The following is a 24960-nucleotide window of genomic DNA, read 5'->3' on the forward strand; positions in this document are numbered from 1 at the left end:
GATGCGAATGACAAAAAAACGTTTGTTCACGATTATTCCTTTGGCCATTATCGCTGTGATCGTTTTCCTCTACTTTGAGAACAATGCCATCGGGATCACGAAGTATCAGCTGAGATCTGCTAAGCTGCCAGACGGATTTGAGTCCTACCGAATCGTTCACTTGACGGATCTGCATAGCAAATCCTTCGGTAAGGATCAGAGCACGATTACCCGCAAGGTGAAAAAGCTGAAGCCCGATCTTATTGTAATGACAGGCGATTTGGTTGACAGCAGACGCTACAATGAGGAAATCAGTCTAATGCTGATGCGCAAAATGTCCGAAATAGCTCCCGTATACTATGTGACCGGCAATCATGAATGGGGATCTAGATTCCCCTCATTAGCGAAGGGGCTAAGGGAGCTGGGCGTTCATGTTATGCGCAACGCAAGCGAGCTCGTTAAGCTCGGCGACGGGGAGATTCGGATTGCTGGCGTAGATGATCCTACCTTTAATCATGAGGGCGATGGCGATGTCGATAAGATGAACGCCCATCTGGGGGCGGCCTTCAAAGACGTTGATCGATCAAAGGACGCCTATACGATTTTGCTGTCGCATCGACCGGAATGGTTCTCTGTCTATGTTCAAAATCAAATCGATTTAACGTTCTCCGGCCATGCCCATGGCGGACAGGTTCGATTGCCTTTCTTAGGCGGACTCGTTGCCCCAGGGCAAGGCTTCCTGCCAAAGTATGACGGAGGCAAATATACGGAGGACAGCTCGTCGCTGATTGTTAGCCGCGGTCTCGGCAACAGCATTATTCCGCAGCGGTTGTTTAATCGGCCGGAGGTTGTACTTGTGGAGCTCAAGAAAGCAAATGAATAGCGCATATTAATATATCGAAAGCAAAACCCTGACCGTGCGCGGTCGGGGTTTTATTTTGCCCTGATGGATCGAATATATCACCCTCAAACCCCGGTTTTTGAAGCAGAAAAGGTTGGGTAATAAATCTCCTAGTTATTAGTAGAATCACACTGAAATCCATTTATGATTGTAGAAAAGAGCGCTTCCATCGTAGATTAGCAACGTTTCAAAACGCTTACAATGCAAGTATGATTTTCATAGAGGCACGTCTGTACTCTGAAAAACAAAAGGAGGGTTCTATTTGTCAAGATCGAGAAAAAAGATTGTAAGCATGCTATTGTTGTTCTTCATGTTGACGACATCGTTATTTCCCGCAGCCATTTGGCCTGCAGCGACCGTTCATGCGCAATCTGAAGAACCAGGTTCTGAAACCGTTGCCACGTCAGTTTATGAGTCCGTTTATGATGGGCTAGTCACGTTGAAATCATCTAATAAATTGCTAGAGGATAATTTCAAATGGGCAACCGGCCAGGCGCTTGAGTTTGTCCAAACGGGCAAGTCTGGACCGGTAAACGTTAATAAAACCGGAGGTCAAGCAGGTCCTTTTACATATATCCCATCATATTGGGCGGGATATAAACATCGAACCGCATTTTACAGCAGAGACTTTGTCCATCAAGCGCCAGGGGCAAGCATACTTGGACTTAACAACGAGAACTTCAGCATGTTCCAGACGTTTGCCAAAGGGGCGACGGCAGCTAGAAAATGGTACACCCTGTGGGCGTATAACTTTGACGCCTCCAACTATACGATCGACTATAAAAGCGACACCAACTTTGTCCGTGAGGTGCCTGCACAGTTTGAGCTTGTAGAGAAGGCGTATAAGCAATATCTATGGACAGGCAACGAAGACTACATTAATGATCCGTTTTTATGGAATTTCTACACAAAATCTGTAACCGATTTCATCACATTGCATGATACGAACGGCAATGGTGTCGCTGAAGGAACGGGCGGCGGTATTTTCTCAGGCGCAGTAAGCTACAATGAAAGAAGCGACGAGAAGATCATCGAAGCTGGCGATGCGATTGGATCGCAGTATCAAGCATTCCTTGCTTATGCAAATATGCTGGAGGCGAAAGGCAATAGCGCCGAAGCAGCAAACTACTTTGCTAAAGCTCAACAGCTGAAAGATTATTTCAACAACGAGTGGAGCATCAAGGACGGCGACAAATTAGGCAACTATTCTAGAGCGCTCAATATTGACGGGCAAACGAAATATACCGATTTCGGCAAAGAGAACAGCTGGTTTATGCCAATGAAGCTCATCACCGAGCCAGGTCAAAGAAACAGCAAATACCTGGACTACATTTCGGGCCAAATTGGCAATGGCTTGCTCTATGCCACTCCGACCACAAAAGCTACATTAGACAAACCGAATTCTCCTTCGAATATTGAGGCGTATTCCTACTTGCCCGATACGTTCTATCCGTATAACCGAGTGAATGAAGGCTGGAAATGGCTTAAATTCCTTATGGAAACAAGACCTAACAGACATGAGCAATTTGCAGCAGGTACGCTGACTAATGGCGAATATCCGGAAATTTCATACACGATTATCGGCAACGTTATTGAAGGGCTGATGGGCATTGAGCCTAATGCACCTAAGCATACGGTTGCAACGGCGCCAAGGCTTGCAGGCGAAGTTCCCGATGTAAAGGTTGATTTCCTGAAAATCGGAGAAAATGAACTTAGCGTTGCTCATACAGGCAACACCAAAACAGAACTTGTAAATAAAAAAGGAACAGAGCCGCTTACATGGGAAGCACGCTTTTACGGCGAATTCCCTACGATTACGCTTAACGGAACGGACATGCCAGCACTTCATAAAACAGTTAATGGCGTAAAAGTAAGCTACATTACAACTTCGGTTGCTGTAGGCGCTGCTGCGCAAGCAGAAGCAAGCACAGTTGGAGTCGCGGATCAGGCAGACGTCCCTTCCAGCGATCGGGCAACAGGCACCTATGATACGACGATTGCTTTGGCATTAACGACTCCAACAGCCAATGCAAAAATCTATTACACATTGGACGGCTCTACGCCAACAAGAGACTCGAACCTTTATACGAGCCCATTCATCATTCAAAAATCGGCTACGTTAAAGCTGTTTACAGCAAGCGAAACACTTTTTGACAGCGATGTTGTTTCTTATAATTATACGATTAACGCTCCGATTGTAGAAAAACCAGCTTCGTCGAAAGAGGCAGCAACGTACAGCGCACCTTTTTCAATTACACTAAGCACAGGCACAGCAGGAGCAGATATTTATTACACGACAGATGGTAAAACGCCGACAAGAAATAGCACAAAGTTCGTCAATCCAATCGCAATTGATAAAACAACAACAGTAAAAGCAATTGCCTATAAAAATGATTTTGTAGATAGTGACGTAGTCGTGTTTGACTATGCAATCGTCTTGCCTGCTGCAAGCACGCCAACAGCGAATAAGGCGGCAGGGCGTTACACTGAGCCGTTCCAATTAACGCTTGGAACAGAAACGGCAGGCGCTTCCGTTTACTACACAACAAACGGAGATACACCAACGATTAACAGTAAACTCTATACAGGTGCAATTGACATTACCCAATCAACTACGGTAAAGGCTATTGCTATAAAAGACTTTTACACGAACAGTAATGTTGCTTCCTATTCCTATCGGATCTTGAGCGGTCCGCTTGCTGCTCCGGCAAGTGCAACCGTATATTTATCCGACTTGAACTGGGTTAGCGCAACTACAGGTTGGGCGGGGCATCCGCCGCTAAAGGATCGTGCCATTAATAATGCGAATACGCCGATTAAAATTAACGGCAAGACTTATGCGAAAGGGATCGGAGCCAACGCCACTTCTATTATTAAATATAATATTGGCGGCGGATACGGTACATTTAAAGCCGTAATCGGCATAGACGACGTTCAAAACAAGAAGGGCACGGCTACTACCATTTGGTTCGAAGTGTTAGGAGACGGTTTCTCTCTTTATAAGAGCCCGACAATGAACACGGTGAACGGTCCAGCAGCAGGCATTCCAATCGAATTGGATATCGTAGGTGTAAATGAGCTTACGCTTGTATTGAATGATGCTGGCACGCCAGCAAACAATCCTGCAAACAGCGATCACGGCGATTGGGCCGACGCAAAAATTTTCCCGCGGGGCGCTGTTGCAAGCGTTGCTCTTAACAAACCGACAGTGACATTGTCTGTCTACGGTACAGAGCAGCTTACATCAACCGTTTCGCCATCAGATGCGATTAATCAAGCGGTAACATGGACTTCAAGCGATCCATCAATTGCGTCAGTAGATGCAGCAGGAAAAGTTACGGCAGTAGCGCTGGGTACGGCGACTATAACGGTGACAACACAAGATGGAGGTTCTAAAGCAACTACGGCTGTTACGGTTACGCAGCCTGTAACGGGAGTGACAGTTAGCGAATCGTCATTAAGCCTAGCTGCGGGAGAGAAATCACAGCTGGCAGCAATAGTTGCACCAGAAAATGCGACTAATAAGGCAGTTGAATGGAGCACGAGCGATTCTGCGATTGCGACAGTAAGCAGCACAGGCGAGGTGACCGGAGTAGCGCTTGGTACGGCGACCGTTACGGCGACAACGAAAGATGGCGGTTTTAAAGCCACGACGACTGTCACGGTAAAGGTACCGCAAATTACGCTTCAATCCTCAAACGCGTTGCTTCAGGATAATTTCCAATGGGCAATCGGTCAGGCGCTTTCGTTTGTTCAAACGGGCAAATCTGGACCGGTTAACGTAAACAAGGGCGGCGGCCAGCCAGGTCCGTTCGAATATATCCCATCTTATTGGGCGGGATATAAGCATCGCACTGCGTTTTATAGCAGAGACTTCGTCCATCAGGCACCAGGAGCGAGCATACTCAGACTTAACAACGAGAACTTCAGCATGTTCCAAACCTTTGCCAAAGGGATGACGGAAGCTAGAAAATGGTACACCCTATGGGCGTATAACTTTGACGCTTCTAATTATACGATCGACTGGAAGAGCGACACCAACTTTGTTCGTGAGGTGCCAGCACAGTTTGAACTAGTCGAAAAGGCGTATAAACAATATCTTTGGACAGGAAACGAAGCTTATATTAATGATCCTGATATGTGGAATTTTTACACCAAGGTTGTTACCGATTTCATTGCTTTGCATGATACGAACAGCAATGGAGTCGCAGAGGGCACGGGCGGCGGTATTTTCTCAGGCGCAGTAAGCTACAATGAGAGAAGCGACGAGAAGATCATCGAAGCCGGCGATGCGATTGGATCGCAGTATCAAGCATTCCTTGCGTATGCCAATATGCTGGAGGCGAAAGGCAACAGCGCTGAAGCAGCAAATTACTTTGCCAAAGCTAAACAGCTTAAAGATTATTTCAACAACGAGTGGAGCGTCTATGACGGCGATAAGGCAGGCATCTATGCCAGAGCGCTCGGAATTGACGGGCAAAAGAAATATAGCGGTTTCGGCAAAGAGAACAGTTGGTTCATGCCAATGAAGCTGATCACCGAACCAGGACAAAGAAACAGCAACTACCTGGACTATATTTCGGGCCAAATCGGCAATGGTTTGCTCTATGACAGCCCAACCGCAAAAGCAAAGCTGGACAAACCGAATTCTCCTGCAAACGTTGAGGCTTATACGTATTTGCCAGACACGTTCTATCCGTATAACCGAGTGAATGAGGGTTGGAAATGGCTTAAATTCATCATGGAAACGAGACCGAACAAACACGAGCAATTTAACTCCGGTACATTGACGAACGGCGAATATCCGGAAATTTCATACACCATCATCGGCAACGTTGTTGAAGGGCTGATGGGCATTGAGCCGAACGCACCTAAGCATGCGGTTGCTACGGCGCCAAGGCTCTCAAGTGAAGTTCCCGACGTTAAGGTTGATTACCTGAGAATCGGCGAAAATGAAACAAGCGTTGCCCATACAGGCAACACCAAAACCGTATTCAAAAATAAAACCGGCAAAGGGCCGATTGCGTGGGAAGCGCGTTTTTACGGTAATTTCCCTACGATCAAACTTAACGGAACAGATACGCCGGCACTTTACAAAACCGTAAATGGCGTGAAAGTAAGCTATATTACGACATCTGTTGCGGTAGGTGCTAGTGTTGAAGCAGAGGCAGTCGCAATGGGGACAGCGAATAAGGCTGAATTGCCGTCCAGCGACAAGGCATCAGGGGCATACGATACGACTATTTCTGTCGCATTAATGTCTCCAACGGCCAACACACAAATCTATTACACATTGGATGGCACTACGCCAACAAGAGATTCTAACCTTTACAAGGCTCCATTCATTATCCAAAGGTCTGCTAAGTTAAAGGTGCTTGCTGCCAGCGAAACGATTTTGGACAGCGACATCGCAATTTACGATTATACGATTAATGCGCCGATTGTAGAGACGCCGTACCCGAATTTAGAGCCGGGCACGCACAATAAATTTTTATCGGTTACGTTAAGCACGTACACAGATAATGCTGAAATTTATTACACGATTGACGGCAAAACACCAACAAAGAACAGCACAAAGTACGTCAATCCGATCAATATTACGAAAACAACTACAGTAAAAGCTATTGCATTTAAGGATCAATGGACGGATAGCGACATAGCGGCCTATGCTTATGAGATCGTGCTGCCTAAGGCCGCTAATCCAACAGCCAGCAAGCCAAGTGGGCGTTACGATAATCCGTTTCAAATCACACTTGAAACAGCAATAGCAGGCGCAGCCATCTACTACACAACAAACGGCGATAAGCCAACGAAGGATAGCACGCTTTATACAGGTGCAATCGACATTGGCAAATCGACATGGCTGAAGGCGGTTGCTATCAAGGATGAGCATTACGATAGTGATATTGCATCGTTTGTTTATCACATCAAAGGAACTCTGCCAGTACCAGCAAGCAAAGAAGCCTATCTTTCTGACTTGGATTGGGTAAGCGCAACTAGTGGTTGGGCAGGGCATCCGCCGCTCAAGGATCGTGCCATCAACAATGCTTCCACTCCGATTAAGATCAATGGCAAGACTTATGCTAAAGGTATCGGAACGCATGCGATTTCAACCATTATCTATAACATTGGCGGAGGATACGGTAAATTTAAAGCTGTCATTGGGATAGACGATGTGAAAAACACTCCGACCTCACCAAGCAGCTTATGGTTTGAGGTTCTAGGGGATGGCGTATCCCTTTATAAGAGCCCGACTTTGCAATCCGCAAACGGAGTTCCAGCACAAGGCATTCCGATTGAAGTGGACGTAACGGGAGTATACGAGCTTACGCTTTATGTAAGCGATGCAGGCTCGCCTGCGTCTAATCCAACGAACAGCGACCATGCTGACTGGGCTGTCGCGCTGCTCATCCCGCGTGTTGATGCTGTAGGTGTAACAGGCGTGACAGTAAGTGAACCGTCACTTGGCTTAACGACTGGAGCGAAATCGACGTTGACAGCGACGATTGCACCGTTGGATGCAACAAATAAGGGAGTAGAGTGGAGCACAAGCAGCGCGGCTGTTGCAACAGTAAGCAGCACAGGCGAGGTAACTGCTGTAGCGCCGGGTACGGCGACCATTACGGTGACAACAAAAGACGGCGGCTTTACAGCAACAACGACTGTTGCGGTAACGGCGCAGCAAGTTGCAGTTACGGGTGTGGCTGTAAGCGAGAAAACGCTTGGTCTAACGACTGGAGCGAAATCGACGCTGACAGCGACGATTGCACCTTTGGATGCAACAAATAAGGAAGTAGAGTGGAGCACGAGCAGCGCGGCTGTTGCAACAGTAAGCAGCACAGGCGAGGTAACTGCTGTAGCGCCGGGTACGGCGACCATTACGGTGACAACAAAAGACGGCGGCTTTACAGCAACAACGATTGTTGCGGTAACGGCGCAGCAAGTTGCAGTAACGGGCGTGGCTGTAAGCGAGAAAACGCTTGGTCTAACGACTGGAGAGAAATCGACGCTGACAGCGACGATTGCACCGGTGGATGCAACAAATAAGGAAGTAGAGTGGAGCACAAGCAGCGCGGCTGTTGCAACAGTAAGCAGCACAGGCGAGGTAACTGCTGTAGCGCCGGGTACCGCGACCATTACGGTGACAACAAAAGACGGCGGCTTTACAGCAACGACGACTGTTGCGGTAACGGCGAAACAAGTTGCAGTAACGGGCGTGGCCGTAAGCGAGAAAACGCTTGGTCTAACGACTGGAGCGAAATCGACGCTGATAGCGACGATTGCACCGGTGGATGCAACAAATAAGGAAGTAGAGTGGAGCACAAGCAGCGCGGCTGTTGCAACAGTAAGCAGCACAGGCGAGGTAACTGCTGTAGCGCCGGGTACGGCGACCATTACGGTGACAACAAAAGACGGTGGCTTTACAGCAACAACGACTGTTGAGGTAACGGCGAAAAAAGTTGCAGTAACAGGCGTGGCCGTAAGCGAGAAAACGCTTGATCTAACGACTGGAGCGAAATCGACGCTGACAGCGACGATTGCACCGTTGGATGCAACAAATAAGGAAGTAGAGTGGAGCACGAGCAGCGCGGCTGTTGCAACAGTAAGCAGCACAGGCGAGGTAACTGCTGTAGCGCCGGGTACGGCGACTATTAAAGTGACCACGAAAGACGGCAGATTTGAAGCCGCGACTACAGTCACGGTAACCGCGCCAAGTACATCTAGACCTGATCCAATTGTACCGGTTGAAACTCAGAAACCTGTTGACCCGCCTGTTGTTGACCCGAAAGGGAACATCAAGCTGGAGCCTAAAACAGATGCAAACGGCAAAGCTAATGTCGTGCTGAGTGAAAAAGATATTCAGACTGCAGGGGAAAGCTCTGCAAATAAAATAGTCAAAATTGAGGTTAAAGCAGAAGCAGGCACCAAGGATATTGCGGTCTCTGTTCCTGTAGCGAAGCTGCAATCGGGAACGACGTTAGCTATCGATACCGGCTTTGCGAATGTTTCCATTGCGCCTAAATTGCTGGTGCATGAAGATGGAAAGGCTGCAGCAGCAGTGGATTTGTCCGTGTCGCTGATTGACAAAACATCGCTTCCAGCTTCTGTACAAAGCATTATCGGACAAAATGAAGTATTTGATTTCAATTTATCAATCGATGGCAAAAAACAAAGTGATTTTGGATCGAATCGCATTGATATTGCATTGCCTTACAAACTAAAAGACGGTGAAAATGCCAACCATATTGTCGTTTACTACATCAATGACAATGGACAGCTGGAAATCGTCAAAAATGGCAGATTTAATCCGGCAACGGGCAGCGTTGAGTTTTCTGCCAAGCACTTTAGTAAATACGCTATTGCAACGGTCAACGTATCGTTCAGCGATACTAGCAACGTTGCATGGGCAAAAGATGCAATCGAGGCGCTTGCTGCAAGACAGGCCATTAACGGTATTGGAGAAGGCAAGTTTAATCCGAATGGTCAAGTGACTCGCGCAGAATTTATTGCCATGCTGGTTCGGACGTTTGATCTTCAGTCAGACAATGCGACCACTACCCTGACTGATGTTGTTGCAGGAGCTTGGTATTATGAAGCAGTAGCTTCCGCACAGCAACTGGGTATTGTGAAGGGCAAAGCGGATGGAAGCTTCGGTATTAACGACCGAATCACCCGTCAGGAAATGGCAGTCATGGTGTATCGAGCAGCAAGTCTCATCGGCAAGCCTTTACCTGCAGATGCGACATCCGAAGGCTTCAGCGATCAGAATGAAATTTCTGCTTTTGCCTTGGACGCTGTATCTGCTATGCAAAAGGAAGGTTTGATCAAAGGACTGGACAACAACAAATATGCTCCTTTGTCTCACTCCACTCGTGCACAAGCAGCAACCATTATTCACCGGTTGTATTCGCTGGTGAAGTAATATCAAGCTAACTATAGCCACTTAGACTACAGCAGCTTAGACCCTAGCAAAAATGTAGATCCCCCTTATGCAGAGGCATGCAGAGTAATCTGTATGCTTCGCATGAGGGGGATTTTTTTGAAAGCTTTCCCCTTAAAACGCAAAAAAGAGACCCACAGCATTCGGTGCTGTGGGTCTAACTATATATATTACAAAAGGGGGTTGTTTATAGTATAGGTTGTTTTCATTAAAACGAGATGAATATTAGATTTCAAGTTTATTACAAATGAATGGGAAAGACTGTAATTTTTTGCGAACATATTAGGGATAAGCTCGGAATAGACTGGTTTAAAGCAGAAAACTTGTCCGTTTAGGTTCATTCAGAGAGGATGGGATTTATTGATATGACGCAAACAAATTCGAATATTGCTATTTTGGGCATCGGCACGGCTGTTCCGCCTTATTTGGTGGATCAAGCCGATACGGCCCGGAGATTAGTTGATGCGTTAAGAGACAAGCCCGATTCTGCCCGTTGGGGGAGAAGGATCTTCAAGCAATGCGGCGTGGAAAGCCGATATACATGCGAGCCAAATCTGCTTGCGGAAGCGGCTGAGTGCCGCTACTTGCCAAGCGCCTCGCCGGAGCATGCGCCTTCGACGTCGGAGCGGATGGACATTTATAAGCGGGAATCGGTTCCGCTTGGACTACTCGCGGCAAGACAAGCCTTGGCCGATGGAGATGTCGAGCCTGCTGCTATTACGCATCTCATCACCGTCAGCTGCACCGGCCAATTTCTGCCGGGCATGGATGCCGCGATCGTGCAGCAATTAGGACTGTCTCCTGCGATAACCCGTATTCCGCTTAATTTCCTAGGCTGCGCCGCCGGCCTTAAGGCCATTGGATTGTCGCGTCAAATCTTATTAAGCGATCATTCAGCCCATGTGTTAGTTGTGTGCGTGGAGCTTTGTACGCTGCATATTCAGCCATCAGGCGACAGGGAATCGTTATTCGCTGCCTCCTTCTTCGGAGATGGGGCCTCCGCCTGCGTTATTGGCGCGGCGAAGACGCATGACAAGCCGGTTTTTCAGCTCGGTCAGGAGCGTTCTGTCCTGCTTCCGGATTGCGCCGGGGAAATGGTATGGGAGGTAGGCAATCATGGCTTTGACCTCTACCTGTCCCCGCATATTCCAAAGCTGATCGGCGACTACATCCCCGCAGAGGTAGAACAGCTATGCGGCGAGGAAGCGCTGGATCTATGGGCGATTCATCCGGGCGGCAAGGGCATCATCGATATTTTGCAAAGCAAGTTTGGTCTTACCGATGAGCAAACGGCGCATAGCCTTGGTGTCCTTCGGGATTATGGCAATGTATCCTCCGCTACGATCCTTTTTGTGCTTCACGCGATGAGAATGCATTTGTACGAGATAGGCTCGGATAAGGTCAGCGGCATTGCGTTGGCATTTGGGCCTGGCCTAACAGCCGAAATGATCAAGATCGCTTATGTTCCAGCAGCAATCACGAACGAGCAGGATCGTCTGGCGGACGGAGCTTATGTCTAAGGGCTTCCGCTTTCGGGCTGCGGCGGCGGAATTGATGGATGATTTCTCCATCGGGGGCTCTGAGCTGCGCGAAGCGCTAAAGCAGCTTCGTCTCCTGAATCGCATCTTTGTCGCATCAGCCCCGACGCTGCATGGAGTAAAGCGGCTCTGGGAGAAGGCGGATAGGCCAAGCAGCTTGTCTATTCTGGATATTGGAGCGGGCTCTGGCGACGTGAACCGGGAGCTGCTGAGATGGGCGGACGAGCAAGGGATTCAGCTTGCTATTCGGCTGGTGGATTTAACGGAGGAGGCTTGCGAGGAAGCAAAGCTTTACTTTCAAAATGAGCCGAGGGTGCAGGTAAGGCAGGGTGATTTATTTGCGCTGCCTGAAGGGAGCGCGGACATTGTGACGGGCACGCAGTTTCTGCATCATTTTGACGAGGAGGAGCTGCCGGGTGCAGTCGCGAGCATGCTGAAGGCATCGAGGCTCGGGATCGTTATTAATGACATCCATCGCCACTGGATCGCTTGGGCAGTGGTATGGCTGACGACCCGAATCATTTCGTCCAATCGGTATATTTTGAACGATGGTCCGCTATCGGTAGCTAAAGGATTTCGTGCGGAAGATTGGAACAATCTCGGACTGAGGCTTGGAATTCCCGCACTTTACTATAAGTGGAGGCCCCTGTTCCGATACGCCGTTGTCATTGATAAGGGGCAAATAAATCCAATCGATGGAGTGAGCTAGAATGACACGTATTCTTGATGCGGCTGTTCTTGGCGCTGGCCTTGCCGGCAGCAGTCTTGCCAAAGCGCTTGCGGATAAGGGGTGGGAGACGCTGCTGCTCGATCGCCAATCCTTCCCAAGGCATAAGGTGTGCGGGGAGTTTCTTTCGCCGGAATCGCAGAGTACGCTTCATGCATTAGGAATGAACGAATCCTTAGCAGGGCTTGGTCATTGTGAGATAGAGCGGATACGGATTATTTTTGAAAATGGGGCCGAGATGGAGCTTTCGCTTCCAGGCAAAGCTTGGGGGCTCAGCCGATATGCGCTTGATTCCGCTCTTCATCTAGCTGCGGTACAAGCAGGAGCAAATCTTCAAACAGGAGCAAAGGTGACAGCTGTTCATAAGTCGGATTGTGGCTATATCATTCACACGAAGCAAGGCGGGGAAGCTCGCTCCTTTGAAGCGAGAGCCGTTATTGCGGCGATGGGTGCGAGCCAGCGTTCGGGGCTGCCAGGCAATCGAAGCTCAGCTTCTATTAAGAGCTCATACCTAGGGGTGAAATCACATTTCCGCGGCATTGCTATGGAGCCGGTCATCGAGCTTTATTTTTTTCGCGGCGGCTATTTGGGGCTATGTCCCATTGAAGGCGGGCTGGTCAATGCGTCGGCATTGCTAGAGCGGGATGCTGTCGTAGATGAGGGGAAAACGATACTCGCCATCCTAAACGGGGTTGCGAGGCGAAACCCGAAGCTGCATAAGAAGCTGATGCACGCTGAGCCCGTAATAGGCTCGCAGGCGGCTGTTGCGCCTGTCTATCTTAATCGAAAGCTGCTGGCTTGGGATCAACTGCCGCTTCTTGGCGACGCGGCAGCGATGATTCCGCCGCTTTGCGGAGACGGCATGTCGATGGCGCTGCGGTCGGCGGCCATATGCGCTCCGCTTGCAGACAGCTATCTGAGCGGGAGCATCTCACAAGCTGACTGGCAGCATTCATATTCGAGGGAGATCAACCATGCGTTTAAGCGGCCGCTGCGTTGGGGGAGCCTCCTGCAATGGCTGTTTGAGACGCCTGCCTTGTCCCGCTGGCTGCCGGATGCTGCAAGACTGGCGCCAAGCATAGCGCAGGGACTCGTTCATGCGACAAGACTAAAGCCGTTCCGCCAGTAACAAGCCTATTCGGAGCCGGGAGGAGAATGTACTTGAAGATGCAGAGTCTAGCGCTTCTATCCTTCCGATTTCCGCGAGCAATGATTCTATTATGGATCATTGTGCTGTTCTTCGCTTGCTCCCATGCGTTCAAGCTGGATTCCGTCCTTCAGGATCATGGCTTGTACCCCCGGGATGGACAATTTGAGCAGGTGCGTCAAATGCTTGCTGCCGATTTTAATCAGCCGGATGCGCCGGTAATGCTGCTTTTCGAGAAAATGGATGGCGTATCGAATTCGCGTTTTCGCTCGTTTATCGAGCAGACGCTGCTTCAAGCAAGAGGACTTGACGGTTTGACGGGACTTGTCTCTCCGCTTGAGAGGCAGGGAATGCTGAAGGGCGATCATGCCTATGCGCTGTTATCGTTCAGCCATCCTCCTTACCGGATGCAATCCACGCTTGATCATATAGATCGGCTATTGCCTGCCCATAGCGGCATATCGATCAAAGTGACCGGCAAAGCTGTCGTGCAAGCCGATGTGAATGAAGCGAGCCATTCTGATTTGGCCAAGGCTGAGCTGATCGGCATACCGCTTGCCTTCATCATTTTATGGCTCGCATTTCGAAGCTTCGCTGCTGCGATGATCCCTATTGTGATCGGAGCTGCAGGCGTGACGACTGCGATGGGAATCATGCAGGGACTCGGTACGAGGCTGGAGCTTTCTAATTTTGTGTTGAATGTTATCCCGATGGTGGGGCTCGCTCTCAGCATCGATTTTACGCTTATGGTCATCAGTCGGTTCCGGGAGGAGCTCAAGGAGGGAATACCGCCTGCCGAGGCGCTGGCACAGACGATGAGGACTGCGGGCAGAGCTGTATTCGTATCGGCGGCTAGCATCTTCTTGGGTTTGCTAAGCTTCGTCTGGATTCCGCTTTCGATGTTCTCTTCCATTGCACTTGGAGCGATGACCGTAACAGCCGTTTCCCTGCTGTTGACGTTCACGCTGCTGCCCGCTTTTCTGGCGCTTTGCTTGCCTGCTATGCGCGCAGATCAAATGCGTGCGAGGGCAGCCAGCAGACCAGCTGCATTGGAGAAAGTTGCTCGCTTCGTGATATATCGTCCGGTTGCCATACTCTTGCTCGCTAGTGGCGTGCTAATCGCCTGCTTGCTGCCGCTAAACGGCATGAAGGTCGCGATTCCAGATGAGACTTCCTTGCCGGACAGCTACGATTCCCGTACGGCGGCTGAAGCGTATCGCACTTATTTCGAGCTGCCTTCTACATCCAAGGTTTGGATCATCGCGGAGGGTCATGCACAGTTTAGGACGCAAGCGGATTGGACTGAGGCCTATGCGCTCGCAAAACGCCTTGAGAACGATCCAAGCGTCATAAAGGTCGATTCGGTGTTCTCAGAGCTCCGCCTGCCGCCCAAGCAATTGCTGGCAATCACCCGGAAGCCGCTGCAAAAAAAGAAATACGAAGCGGCGCTGCAGCCTTTTCTGAAGGATAGCCGAATGGTGCTGCAGGTGACGATAGCAGGCGAACCTTCCTCAAGCGCAGCAAGGAATTGGGTAAGGGAATGGGGGGAGCGCGGGGAAATGTCGCCGCTTCGCTTCTCGCTCGGAGGCGAAGCAAAGTATGAGCAGGAAGTGTTCGATCTAATCTTTGGCAGTCTCCGTTATGTGCTGCTCTTTCTATTAATATCGAATTTCATCGTGCTTTTTGTCGCCTTCCGCTCCATTCTCATTGCGATAAAGACGATTCTATTAAACTTTCTGAGCATAGGAGCGTCCTTTGGCATTTTGGCGTGGATCTTCGAGGAAGGCAGGCTTGGGATGGAGCCGGGCAGCATCGCCGTCATGATCCCCGTTTTCATTTGCGGTCTCGTGTTCGGCATCAGCATGGACTATGGCGTCTTTCTCGTATCTCGCATCTATGAGGAGTATCGCAGGACAGGCAGCAATGAACAATCAGTAATCAAGGGGCTGGCATCGGTCAGTCAGATCATTACATCCGCAGCAGCCATCATGATTGCGGTCACTGCTCCGTTCGCGCTTGGCGAGGTAGCCGGGGTGAAGCAGCTCGGCATCGGCATCGCGACAGCTATATTCATTGACGCAACGATTATTAGAATGCTGCTGGTACCTTCTTTAATGAGCCTGCTCGGAAAATGGAACTGGTGGGCGCCAAGCTGGCTAAAGCCGCATTGAAAAAAGTCTGCTCCCCTTGTCGTGCGACTTAGGGAACAGACTATCTAGAATTATTCAGCTGCAGAAGCAGCCTTTGAGCTCGCAAGCTCACGAACCATTTTCCATTCAGCCAAGTGCTTCTCCAAATGGTCGATTAGCGCGTCAATGCCTTGGATGAACGGGGCTTGCTCCCCCGCTTGAATGGCTTCAATGGATTGAAGCATCTCTCTGGACAAGGGGCTGTGGGCGGGAAGAGAGTCCGTCAACTGCTGAAGGACAAGTGCAATGGAGGCGGCTGACGCGGCTGGCTCAGCTTGCTGAATCCCCTTGCGGGCCTCAACTGTCTGTTTCTCCACATGCTCTTGCGCAACCTGCTTCTCCGCTTTAGGCGCGCTTGCTTTAGGCGCTGGTGCAGGCTTGGCGCGCTCCGCTTTGTTCTGCTCATGAGTCGACCAGGTTTCGATCAAACCGCTGCCGCTCTTAAAGAGCAGCTTGTCCTTGGTGCTGTCCGAAATCGTTTTATCTTTGAACAGCTTCGCAATTTTTTTCACATCGCTCACGGGAAGCTCGTCTCTAGCCACGATAAGCGCAAGCGGATCGCGATGCTCGATAGGCAAGTTCTTTAGAGGTAGCAGCTGATCCTCAGTCAATTTATCCTTCCTGATCTCCGTACCGCTGACGATCAGCTTCTTCACGGCATTGCCGAACTTCAGCAGCTCGCATTTGTTTTTGATGTAGGATTCGGGTTTGCCGAGCTTGCCGGACAAAAATTTGGTCGAGCTTCTGAACTTTGGATCATTCAGCAGCTTATTGAATGCCTCTGCCTCTTCGATGGGAGAGAAGCCCTCGCGCGTCAAGTTTTCCGCGATTTGCTCCAAATAGATTTCCATCTCGTCCGTAACGGTGGATACGATGCACGGAATCGTAGGCCGCCCGAGCATTTTACTCGCTTTGTACCGACGGTTGCCATAAATAATTTTATAACGCCCGTTGCCCGTCGTTCTCACTTTAATCGGCGAGAGCAGGCCAATCTCATCAATGCTCTTCATCAATTCCTGCAGCGCTTCCTCGTCGAACTGATACCTAGGCTGATCGGTATCCTCGTCAATTAAATCCGTAACAATTTCAATGATATCCATTTGAGATCTCCTTAAAAGTTTAGTGAAGCAAAACTTGCTTCGTAAGCATACGCTTGGTTTTGTGAAGCAAAACTTGCATCGTAAGCATACGCTTGGTTTTGTGAAGCAAAACTTGCATCGTAAGCATACGCTTAGTTTTGTGAAGCAAAACTTGCATCGTAAGCATACGCTTAGTTTTGTGAAGCAAAACTTGCATCGTGAGCATACGCTTAGTTTTGTGAAGCAAAACTTGCTTCAACAGCATTTGCTGGGTTTGGTGCAGCTAAGTTTCCATCTTATATATGCTAAGTCCTTTGAAAGTCCGAAGTCTGATGTAGACCTAGTCTATTATATATCAAGGGCGGAAATGAGGAAACGATAGGGAAGTCTTGCGAAAGGCTTTGCTTTTCTGGAAGGGATTGAAACATTTCATTTGCGGTGAACGTCAACAGTGGATAGGGGCGGGGCGAGAAATGCAATGGAATAGCTGCGTATTGCTGCTAAAATGGGTGGTAGGGGCATTTCTGTTGCAAATACTGCAGCGTATGGATGCGAACGGTCCTAAACAACAGCATTCTACTGTAAAAACTGCAATGGATGCAGCCAATAGCTTTTTACCGCTGCTCTCTAGTGCAAATTTAGACCTATTAAATAGAATAAAGACTGGTCGTGATACATATGGAAGAAATTCAAGGAGATTTAATAACGCTAGACATATTAAAGTCGGACTTCGCTAAGCTTGGCGTCACATCAGAGATGACGGTGATGATGCACTCCTCGATGAAGGCGCTGGGCGGCTTTGTCGTGGGTGGACCGGTCGCGGTAATTTTGGCGATAGAGGAATGCCTCGGCAGCAGCGGCACGTTAGTCATGCCAACGCACACAGGTGACCTTTCCGATCCGACGAACTGGCGATTTCCTCCCGTTAGAGAATCATGGTGGGAGCCGATAAAGGAATCGATGCCCGCATTCGCGCCGGATCTTACACCTTGCAGAGGCATGGGAGCCATTAACGAATGCTTCAGAAAACAAAACGGGGTCGTACGGAGCAGGCATCCTCAGGTTTCTTTTGCCGCTTGGGGCGTGGGAAAAGAGATCATCACGTCCCATCATAGCTTGGCATACAGCCTAGGTGAGCAGTCTCCCTTGGCAAGACTTTATGAGGCAAAGGGCTTTGTGCTGCTGCTAGGCGTTGGCCATAATCGCAACACCACTTTGCATCTGGCCGAATATCGTGCGGAATACAAGGGCAAAGCGGAAATCATCAACAATGCGCCGATATTCGCAGAGGGCGAGAAGCGGTGGGTCGATTTTCAAGACATCGATTTTGAATCGGATGATTTTGATCTGCTAGGCGAGGCCTTTGAGCGGGAAACGGGTTTGGTTCGGAGAGGGAAGGTAGGCCATGCTGACGCTATGCTCATGCCTGTGACGGAGCTAGTCGATTACGGCGTAAAATGGATGGAAGAAAATAGAGGCTGTTAGCCGCAAGAGGTTGACAGCCTCTTGGCTGTTCCTGCAGATAGGTCATTCCATTGCACTAATGTAATGTGTACAAAGAACTATACAAACAGGGTATAAAGTTTGAGATTTTCATCCCCAATGTCGAAAAATGGTGGTATGATGAAAGTTATAGCAAAACATATCATCAGCCCAAAATTTACTAGAGCGACAAGTGAAAGGCACGGGCGCAGAGGGGAAGCCAGCGAATGGTAACAATATTGAGAAAGCATCTAATTGTCCGTATTTTGTGTGCGATGGTCGGAGTAATGATATTGATTGCAGGAGGCTACATCGGCACTCAAGTTTCACAAACCAAATCGGCAGTTGAAGAGGCAATTAACAGCTATAACATGCGGATTGGAGAGAGCTATGCTGCTACGCTCAAGACCGATCAGTTTGCTGAATATCTCAAGCAGCCGCAGGAGACGGAGCTGTACTGGTCGCTTCGCGAAGAGCTTAATCAATTCCGTACGAAGATAGGTGCCCGTTACGTCTATTTTGTTCGTTTTGATGAAGACAGAGTACCACGAATTATGATAGACGGACTTCCTAAGGATGATGATTCAGCATCCCCCATAGATGAAATTACAGATATGCCGCCTGCGGCGGCTGAACAAGTTGTTGCTGGAAAAAACGCAAGCTCGCCGCTTATTGAAAACCCGTTATACGGGTCTTATTTATCTGCTTATGTACCGCTGAAGGATGCTAGCGGCGCTGTTGTCGGTGCGCTTGGCATCGATACGGATGCTGCAGTATTCCAGCAGCTTGCTTCGAATGTGATCTGGGAAAGCTTGCCTCTCTATATCATGATGCTCCTAATTACCATCGGTTTAATCGGAGCGATCGTATGGTTCGTTCGGCGCTCGCTTATGCCCCTGAAAACCGTAAAAGCCAGCGCGGAGATGATGGCTGTTGGGAATTTAGCGGAGGCGAATACGATTTTGCAAGCTAAGCCTGTCAAGTCTATCGATGAAATCGGTACCGTGTATAAGGCGATGCTTACTATGTCCGAGCATTTAAAGGAACGGGTACTCGGGGTAGTCGTCAATGTCGAGAAAACCTCGGAGCAGCTTGTCATGTCCTCGCAAACCTTTGCGAGCCACGCCGACCAGATGCTGCAAATGGGCGAGACCATGAATGGCTCGGTTCAGCAAATTTACGAGGGAGCGCATGTCCAGAAGAAAAGCGCAGACGATAGCGCGTTTGCAATGGAAGAAATCGCTCAGGGCATTGTAAGAATCGCGGAATCATCATCGACGGTCTCCGGGGCTGCTGTAAAGTCACTGGAAATCGCGCAATCGGGCGAAATCGCAATGAAGCAGCTAAATAAACAGATTAGAAGCATATCGGAATCTGCCAATCAGACATTGGATGTTGCTAGGCAGCTTAATGGCTATACAGGAGAAATTGGACTTGTTATCGGTTCGGTTCGCGAATTTGCAGATCAGACGAAGCTCCTTGCACTAAATGCGTCCATTGAAGCGGCAAGGGCGGGAGAGCATGGCGCGGGCTTTATGGTTGTAGCAAGCGAGGTGCGCAAGCTGGCTGATGCATCCGCCTCCTCCGTGCAACAGATTACAAAGCTGTTAAGCCACATAGAAGCATTTTCAGATAAAATTAGCGATGAGATGGAGAGGGCTACGAAGGAAATTGGCGAGGGTGTTTCTTTATCAGGAGAAGCAGCGGAATCGTTCGAGCATACCGTCGAATCGTTCCGCCTCGTAAGCGAGCAAATTATGGAGGTATCCGCAACAACGGAGCAATTGACCGCCGGCTCTGAGGAGGTCGCTGCTACAGTAAGCAGCATCGCTCATATAGCGAGCGGGGTATCCGAGATGACGGAGCAGATTCAAGAGCTGACCGCGAGGCAGCTAGGCATGATGAAGCAGGTGCATGAAGCATCTGCCGTACTCAGCGCAAACACGAAGGATATGAGACAGGCTATCGCTCAGGTTAATGTATAAAGGATAGAGAGGAGAAGTGACGATGGGCAATTTAGTATTCGAAGAGATTCAAGAAGAGCATCTGCCTTGGATCAGAACGATTTATAATTACTACGTCCAAAATTCAACCATATCCTTTCATACGGAACCGCTCGCCTTGGATGAGATTCGAGCAAATGTGATTCATCCTAATCCGAGGTACAAATCCTACGTCATTTTAGAGGAAGGTGAGCTTAAGGGCTACATTCTTATCACCCAGCACAAAAACAAGCAAGCCTACGATGTGACAGCCGAAGTAACGATTTACCTCGACCCGGATCACTTAGGTCAAGGAAAAGGGAGCAAGGCAATTGCCTTTCTGGAAGAGCAAGGACGGGCCAGCGGCTTCCACGTGTTGATCGCAACCATCTGCACCGAAAATGAAAGAAGCATTCGCTTGTTCGAGAGACATGGCTATATGAAGTGCGCTCACTTCAAAGAGATTGGCTTCAAGTTCGGTAGGAAACTCGATATTGCCAGCTATCAGAAAATAATAAAATGAAACAAAATAGGGAGATGCTTATTAGTCTAGGCTAATTAAAGCATCTCCCTATTTTACGGCTACTCGTTCAAACGCAGCTTCTTATTCAAATATTTTAATGCCTTCTCCGTACAAACCTCGCTCAGCTCAGCATTGACGAAGGCTCTTGCTTTTGCTAGATCGTCTGTCGCGGGCAGCTCTTTGCCAAGCGTTACGCGCAGCCAGTGGTCGGAGCTCTCAAAGCACATGCTGCTCCAGCCGCCTTCGAAGTCGCTTTCCTGTGCTCCGGTGATGACAATATCCGCGAAGTTCTGAAGCTCTACCAGCGCTCGATCGTAATCCTTTTTTTGTTCCTTGGCCGTAAGCTGACTCTCTTTGCGCAATAGACGCGAATCGATATTGCCGGCTTCCTTAATGATATGATACATATTTTTTGCGTGCTGTGACATGAGGCCGTTGTTATATCGCTCATCCACACTTCTTCCCAGCGTCAACAGCGGCTGAATGTAAGGGAACAGGTCAATGTGAATAAAGGATAATTTGCTGCCAAAAAACTTTCCGTATGCCGCGTGCTCGTCCTTTACGATTTTGACGCGCCAAAGCCACGGATCCAGCTCTGTATCTGTATGCCAGTTGTCGCTGGGAACGACCGAAGTGAGGGAAGGATGCTCAGGAATCAAATCAGAAAACGGAAAAATCTTATATTGGCCAACAAGCTTTACGAATTCCGGATACGTTGAGATACTCATGCGCTCACTCCTAAATATGGACTAATGAATCTATTCTATTACTATCCATAATTATCCTTCCTCACACTCCTGAAGGCAACATAGATAATTGTAAAGTCCAAGCCGAAAATAAGCAGAGCGAGCAATTTGTTTAATGGCATACATCGTTTATGGTCTGAATCATGTAATAGTCCTTATTTTGGGATAAAAGAAACTTTTTACTGATTGAAAACGTCATAAGCGATATCTGATAACAGGATAGGCGATTCGAATGAAACGGATACTCGCAGCAGCTGCTCTTATAGTGCTTTGCAGCGCCGCAGCAGAATGGCTTCGGTTCCGGTCAGGTAAATTGATTGCAGAAAATTAACTATGGGAGGCACAAAGAGCCGAAGCCCTTTGGCGAGTCGGTCACGTTCACGGATAACTTTATGGCAGATATGCAGACTTATGGCTCATTGGACAGCACGGGAAAATATACGGAGCTGGGCGTCATTACGCGAATGTCGTCATTATGCCGATCGAAGGAGAAGTTCGAACGGATGCTAAATAAGCGCAAGGATAATTAATATGGAGGAACAGCCTTGATTAGAAAAATCGATATTACGAATCCTGTTTTTGCAGAGAATATACTAAGCATTCAAATTCCATCTTATGAGGTGGAGGCTGCGTTAATAGATTTTTATGAAATACCGCCTCTAAAAGATACTGTGGACACTCTGCTCATATGCGGAGAAACCTTCTATGGCTATTACATAAACGATGAGTTGTGCGGGGCAATCGCTGTAAAGGCAGAGGGCAGTGAGATCGATATCCATCGATTGATGGTTCATCCTAATCATTTTAGAAAGGGAATCGCCAAAAAGCTGCTTCATTGCGTTGAAAATCTGGATGGAGATTATCGCAGCATCGTTGTATCGACAGGCTCCAAAAATACGCCAGCCATCCATTTATACATGCAAAGCGGCTTTTTGGAAACAGATAGGATAGACATCGAAGAACGGCTGTCGATCACGAACTTTCAGAAGATTCTTCGGTGAGGATCATGTAGGGGTGTGGCTGCGTTTATGACCAAAAAAAATATGATTATTTTAGGAGCTGTTATCGCAGTTATCTTTGCCTTTGTTTTTTATGTTGGATTGAACGCCCGTGTAGCCTCTAAGCCGCAGTCACCGCAAGAGTTTGAGCAATTAATTGGAGAGAGAAGCATGCGGCTTGCTGCCGAGAGAATAGATGCCATTGACCAAGAATGGATCACTACGTTTAACGATCATGGCGGTGTTGGTGAAATTGCAATGAGAGTTCTTCCGAAAGGTCCTCAAACCGCAACAGAACTATTTACCGAGTTAGTCAAAATGTATGAGGGAGAGAAACCCTTCACTTATGAGCGATCGATCGCATTGCTGTATTACACCGAGCAAGAGCCGCTTGCCTCGGAGCTTGCCCCATATGGTTTGTTTCCAATTCCAGAGATAACGATGAGCAATAACCGAGAGTTTCGAATTCAAGATATAAACGATTCCTACGATAGATTCAATTCATACGTCGATAGATACATCATAGATAAATTTGAATGATATGGAATATACACTGCCAAAATGAGCTGAAGGAGAACGATTTCTTGCATCGCTTAGCTAAGGAATTTAGTTTGTCTCAGGAGATTTCAGTTTATGACGCTTATTAAAGCAATTGATTTCCAGACGCGAGCGATTTTTTAGAATGACTCTATGAATGGGAAAAACGGCTCTCTCGCATGTACAGCGAGCAGAGCCGTTCCATTTAGTACAAATCGAACATGTTGACTTCGTAGCCTTGTTTTTTCAAATAGGTGAACAGCTGCGCACGGTGATGCTGCGCGTGGGTTGTAATTTCAATCAGCCATTTGGCTTGAACCGAGCCATGCTCCAAATAAAACGGTTTTGTTTTCTTATGAAGAAACTCCTCTACGGGCAGCTCCTCCATATACGTTCTGACTTGATCCATGCCTGAAACCATCCATGCAATCAGAGCTTCCTTGTCGTTATCAGCAGCAATTTCCGCCTCGAGCTTGCGAATGACTGGTTCACTGCTCTCCTGCAGAATCAGCAAATCAGATGAAGGAACAGATACGAGATGCTCAGCCAGCTCAAGGAGTGACCTCATATTTGGCTGCGGTCTGTAATCCCAGTGCTCAGGCGAGATTTTGCGGATCAAATTAGAAGATGTCTTAACGATATGCTCCAATTCCTCGAGTAATAGTGCTTTGAATTCGTTAACAGCTTGCATGTGCTTTCACTCCTCATTTTTAATGTGATTAACGCAGTAAATCGACTAGGCTCGTTTTTTATTGTAGCTTATAATAGTGACAACCCTTGTCATAAATATAAAAATAACGGAGAACTTTAATGTCCAAATCGAAACGATTGATAGAATTGATGATGACCGTTAACAGAAAACGCAAGTTTACGGTGAAAGAGCTTGCCAATGAGTTTGAGGTGTCAACCCGGACGATATTAAGAGACCTTCAGGAATTGAGCGAGCTAGGTGTACCCTTGTATTCGGAGGTTGGACCTCACGGTGGCTATCAAGTGCTTAATGAAAGAATTCTGCCTCCCATCGCGTTTACGGAGGAAGAGGCGGTCGCTATATTTTTTGCTAGTCATGCTTTGCGCCACTATTCCTATCTTCCCTTTGAGAATGAGGCTTTATCAGCTTTGAACAAATTTTACTTTTATATGCCCGGCGATGTACGGGATCGTATCGATCAGTTAAAGAACCGATTTGATTTTTTTACACCTGAGAGGCAGGTAAAGTCTCCGTATTTGTCTATTCTGCTCGAAGGAGCTATAGAGCAAAAAATTGTTCTCATCGAATATGATTCTCGGGAAGGACATTCAAGTCGTCAAATACAGCCGATTGGCGTATATGCGAGCAATGGTTTGTGGTACTGCTCTGCCTATTGTTTTCTGCGCGCTGAATTCCGCTTGTTCCGATGCGACAGAATTCATTCGGCTGCATTTGATGCTTCTGGTTTGTCGCCACTGGATCTTCGCCATGTCCACCTGGGCAATCAAGATAAGTTTTACCAGAAGGAACAAGAATATATCCCACTTTATGTTGAGCTTAGCAAGGAAGGCGTTCAGCGCTGCGAATCTGAGTTATGGTCGTCGCCAAAGCTTTATATGTACATGGATGGTACTGGCCGTCTGGAAGGCAATGTTAGGAAGATTGATCTTCCGTTTTTTGCGAAGTTTTTTGTTGGCTTGGGGAACGAGGCTACAGTGAAAGAACCAGCAGAACTGGTGGACCGGATGAAACAGCTCCTTTCTGATATCATGGCGAAATATGTTTAAGAGTTAACATTGATAATGGTATAGGAGCAGGTACGGCCATGTAAGTATTTTTAGAAAGCATTTAACGCATATGAATGTGTTTCTTCCAATAAAGGCTTGGTAAGCGGATGGATTGATTATCTGTTATAGGTGAGTGGAGGAAAAGAACTTTTAAATATTTTTCAAAAACACTTGCAATACTGGGCGAGTACATGGTATATTCTTATTCCGGCCAAGAAATACACCGGAACGAAAGAAAAAAGATTGCTCTTTGAAAACTGAACAACGAGTAATAACTGCCCTTGCGATTCTAACGAATTGTAAGAAAAAGCGATATAAAAGTAATGAGCAAGTCAAACACATGAAGCTTTCTCTTCGACATCGCGTCGAAGCGAAAACTTCCATTTGGAGAGTTTGATCCTGGCTCAGGACGAACGCTGGCGGCGTGCCTAAT

16 protein-coding genes are annotated in these 24960 nt (G+C 48.1%); 13 read left to right on the forward strand and 3 right to left on the reverse strand.

The window, feature by feature from the left end; all coding sequences use genetic code 11:
• The first annotated feature begins 1 nt into the window (after position 1).
• From AC1TPC_RS21280 to AC1TPC_RS21305, 6 genes are all read left to right on the forward strand, one after another.
• Positions 2–862: a metallophosphoesterase gene (locus AC1TPC_RS21280; protein WP_482068806.1), complete on the forward strand. Its 861-nt coding sequence runs from the start codon at positions 2–4 to the stop codon at positions 860–862.
• 280 nt (positions 863–1142) lie between these two features.
• Positions 1143–9803 (forward strand): Ig-like domain-containing protein, encoded by an 8661-nt coding sequence (locus AC1TPC_RS21285; protein ID WP_482068807.1) that lies wholly within the window; start codon positions 1143–1145, stop codon positions 9801–9803.
• Between the two features lie 383 nt (positions 9804–10186).
• Positions 10187–11341, forward strand: coding sequence for a type III polyketide synthase (locus AC1TPC_RS21290; protein WP_482068808.1), 1155 nt, complete (start codon positions 10187–10189; stop codon positions 11339–11341).
• On the forward strand, positions 11334–12068 hold the full coding sequence (locus AC1TPC_RS21295; protein ID WP_482068809.1) for a methyltransferase domain-containing protein: 735 nt from the start codon (positions 11334–11336) through the stop codon (positions 12066–12068). The genes AC1TPC_RS21290 and AC1TPC_RS21295 overlap by 8 nt, the downstream gene beginning before the upstream one ends.
• Position 12069: 1 nt before the next feature.
• Entirely contained in the window at positions 12070–13215 is a 1146-nt protein-coding gene (locus tag AC1TPC_RS21300; RefSeq protein ID WP_482068810.1) for an NAD(P)/FAD-dependent oxidoreductase, read from the forward strand.
• Positions 13216–13253: 38 nt separating this feature from the next.
• A complete protein-coding gene (locus AC1TPC_RS21305) occupies positions 13254–15404 on the forward strand; it encodes an MMPL family transporter (RefSeq protein WP_482068822.1) in 2151 nt (716 codons plus the stop codon).
• Positions 15405–15454: 50 nt separating this feature from the next.
• On the opposite strand, the gene AC1TPC_RS21310 is transcribed toward AC1TPC_RS21305, so the two are convergent.
• Positions 15455–16522 (reverse strand): ParB/RepB/Spo0J family partition protein, encoded by a 1068-nt coding sequence (locus AC1TPC_RS21310; protein WP_482068811.1) that lies wholly within the window; start codon positions 16520–16522, stop codon positions 15455–15457.
• 657 nt (positions 16523–17179) lie between these two features.
• On the opposite strand from AC1TPC_RS21310, the gene AC1TPC_RS21315 reads away from it, so the two are divergent.
• The 3 genes from AC1TPC_RS21315 (at position 17180) to AC1TPC_RS21325 (ending at position 20488) form a co-directional block, all read left to right on the forward strand.
• The gene (locus tag AC1TPC_RS21315; protein WP_482068812.1) at positions 17180–17986 is read left to right on the forward strand and encodes an AAC(3) family N-acetyltransferase; all 807 of its coding nucleotides are present in this window, start codon (positions 17180–17182) and stop codon (positions 17984–17986) included.
• 224 nt (positions 17987–18210) lie between these two features.
• The gene (locus tag AC1TPC_RS21320) at positions 18211–19968 is read left to right on the forward strand and encodes a methyl-accepting chemotaxis protein (RefSeq protein WP_482068813.1); all 1758 of its coding nucleotides are present in this window, start codon (positions 18211–18213) and stop codon (positions 19966–19968) included.
• A gap of 22 nt (positions 19969–19990) precedes the next feature.
• On the forward strand, positions 19991–20488 hold the full coding sequence (locus AC1TPC_RS21325) for an N-acetyltransferase family protein (RefSeq protein ID WP_482068814.1): 498 nt from the start codon (positions 19991–19993) through the stop codon (positions 20486–20488).
• 59 nt (positions 20489–20547) lie between these two features.
• Here the strand turns inward: AC1TPC_RS21325 and AC1TPC_RS21330 are convergent, their stop codons facing one another.
• Positions 20548–21216 carry an AlkZ-related protein gene (locus AC1TPC_RS21330; protein WP_482068815.1) on the reverse strand — a complete coding sequence of 223 codons (669 nt, stop codon included), beginning with the start codon at positions 21214–21216 and terminating at the stop codon, positions 20548–20550.
• A gap of 335 nt (positions 21217–21551) precedes the next feature.
• Between AC1TPC_RS21330 and AC1TPC_RS21335 the strand changes: the two genes are divergently transcribed.
• From AC1TPC_RS21335 to AC1TPC_RS21345, 3 genes are read left to right on the forward strand one after another with little or no spacing between them, the layout of a single operon-like run.
• Positions 21552–21764: a hypothetical protein gene (locus tag AC1TPC_RS21335; RefSeq protein WP_482068816.1), complete on the forward strand. Its 213-nt coding sequence runs from the start codon at positions 21552–21554 to the stop codon at positions 21762–21764.
• A gap of 15 nt (positions 21765–21779) precedes the next feature.
• Entirely contained in the window at positions 21780–22235 is a 456-nt protein-coding gene (locus AC1TPC_RS21340; RefSeq protein WP_482068817.1) for a GNAT family N-acetyltransferase, read from the forward strand.
• A gap of 27 nt (positions 22236–22262) precedes the next feature.
• Entirely contained in the window at positions 22263–22772 is a 510-nt protein-coding gene (locus AC1TPC_RS21345; RefSeq protein ID WP_482068818.1) for a hypothetical protein, read from the forward strand.
• Positions 22773–22974: 202 nt separating this feature from the next.
• Here the strand turns inward: AC1TPC_RS21345 and AC1TPC_RS21350 are convergent, their stop codons facing one another.
• Positions 22975–23460, reverse strand: a complete 486-nt coding sequence (locus tag AC1TPC_RS21350) for a DinB family protein (protein WP_482068819.1) — start codon at positions 23458–23460, stop codon at positions 22975–22977.
• Between the two features lie 119 nt (positions 23461–23579).
• On the opposite strand from AC1TPC_RS21350, the gene AC1TPC_RS21355 reads away from it, so the two are divergent.
• Complete coding sequence (locus tag AC1TPC_RS21355; RefSeq protein ID WP_482068820.1) at positions 23580–24527, forward strand: helix-turn-helix transcriptional regulator; 948 nt, start codon at positions 23580–23582, stop codon at positions 24525–24527.
• The last annotated feature ends 433 nt before the right edge of the window (positions 24528–24960 follow it).

This window comes from Paenibacillus sp. Y280 (genome assembly GCF_056786335.1).

What these genes read in the sequence shown, in the direction of transcription:
- AC1TPC_RS21295 (WP_482068809.1), top strand. Translation starts at nt 11,334, where the DNA reads ATGTCTAAGGGCTTCCGCTTTCGGGCTGCGGCGGCGGAATTGATGGAT.
- AC1TPC_RS21300 (WP_482068810.1), top strand. Translation starts at nt 12,070, where the DNA reads ATGACACGTATTCTTGATGCGGCTGTTCTTGGCGCTGGCCTTGCCGGC.
- AC1TPC_RS21325 (WP_482068814.1), top strand. Translation starts at nt 19,991, where the DNA reads ATGGGCAATTTAGTATTCGAAGAGATTCAAGAAGAGCATCTGCCTTGG.
- AC1TPC_RS21290 (WP_482068808.1), top strand. Translation starts at nt 10,187, where the DNA reads ATGACGCAAACAAATTCGAATATTGCTATTTTGGGCATCGGCACGGCT.
- AC1TPC_RS21345 (WP_482068818.1), top strand. Translation starts at nt 22,263, where the DNA reads ATGACCAAAAAAAATATGATTATTTTAGGAGCTGTTATCGCAGTTATC.
- AC1TPC_RS21355 (WP_482068820.1), top strand. Translation starts at nt 23,580, where the DNA reads ATGTCCAAATCGAAACGATTGATAGAATTGATGATGACCGTTAACAGA.
- AC1TPC_RS21310 (WP_482068811.1), bottom strand. Translation starts at nt 16,522, where the DNA reads ATGGATATCATTGAAATTGTTACGGATTTAATTGACGAGGATACCGAT.
- AC1TPC_RS21305 (WP_482068822.1), top strand. Translation starts at nt 13,254, where the DNA reads ATGCAGAGTCTAGCGCTTCTATCCTTCCGATTTCCGCGAGCAATGATT.
- AC1TPC_RS21280 (WP_482068806.1), top strand. Translation starts at nt 2, where the DNA reads ATGCGAATGACAAAAAAACGTTTGTTCACGATTATTCCTTTGGCCATT.
- AC1TPC_RS21320 (WP_482068813.1), top strand. Translation starts at nt 18,211, where the DNA reads ATGGTAACAATATTGAGAAAGCATCTAATTGTCCGTATTTTGTGTGCG.
- AC1TPC_RS21330 (WP_482068815.1), bottom strand. Translation starts at nt 21,216, where the DNA reads ATGAGTATCTCAACGTATCCGGAATTCGTAAAGCTTGTTGGCCAATAT.
- AC1TPC_RS21315 (WP_482068812.1), top strand. Translation starts at nt 17,180, where the DNA reads ATGGAAGAAATTCAAGGAGATTTAATAACGCTAGACATATTAAAGTCG.
- AC1TPC_RS21350 (WP_482068819.1), bottom strand. Translation starts at nt 23,460, where the DNA reads ATGCAAGCTGTTAACGAATTCAAAGCACTATTACTCGAGGAATTGGAG.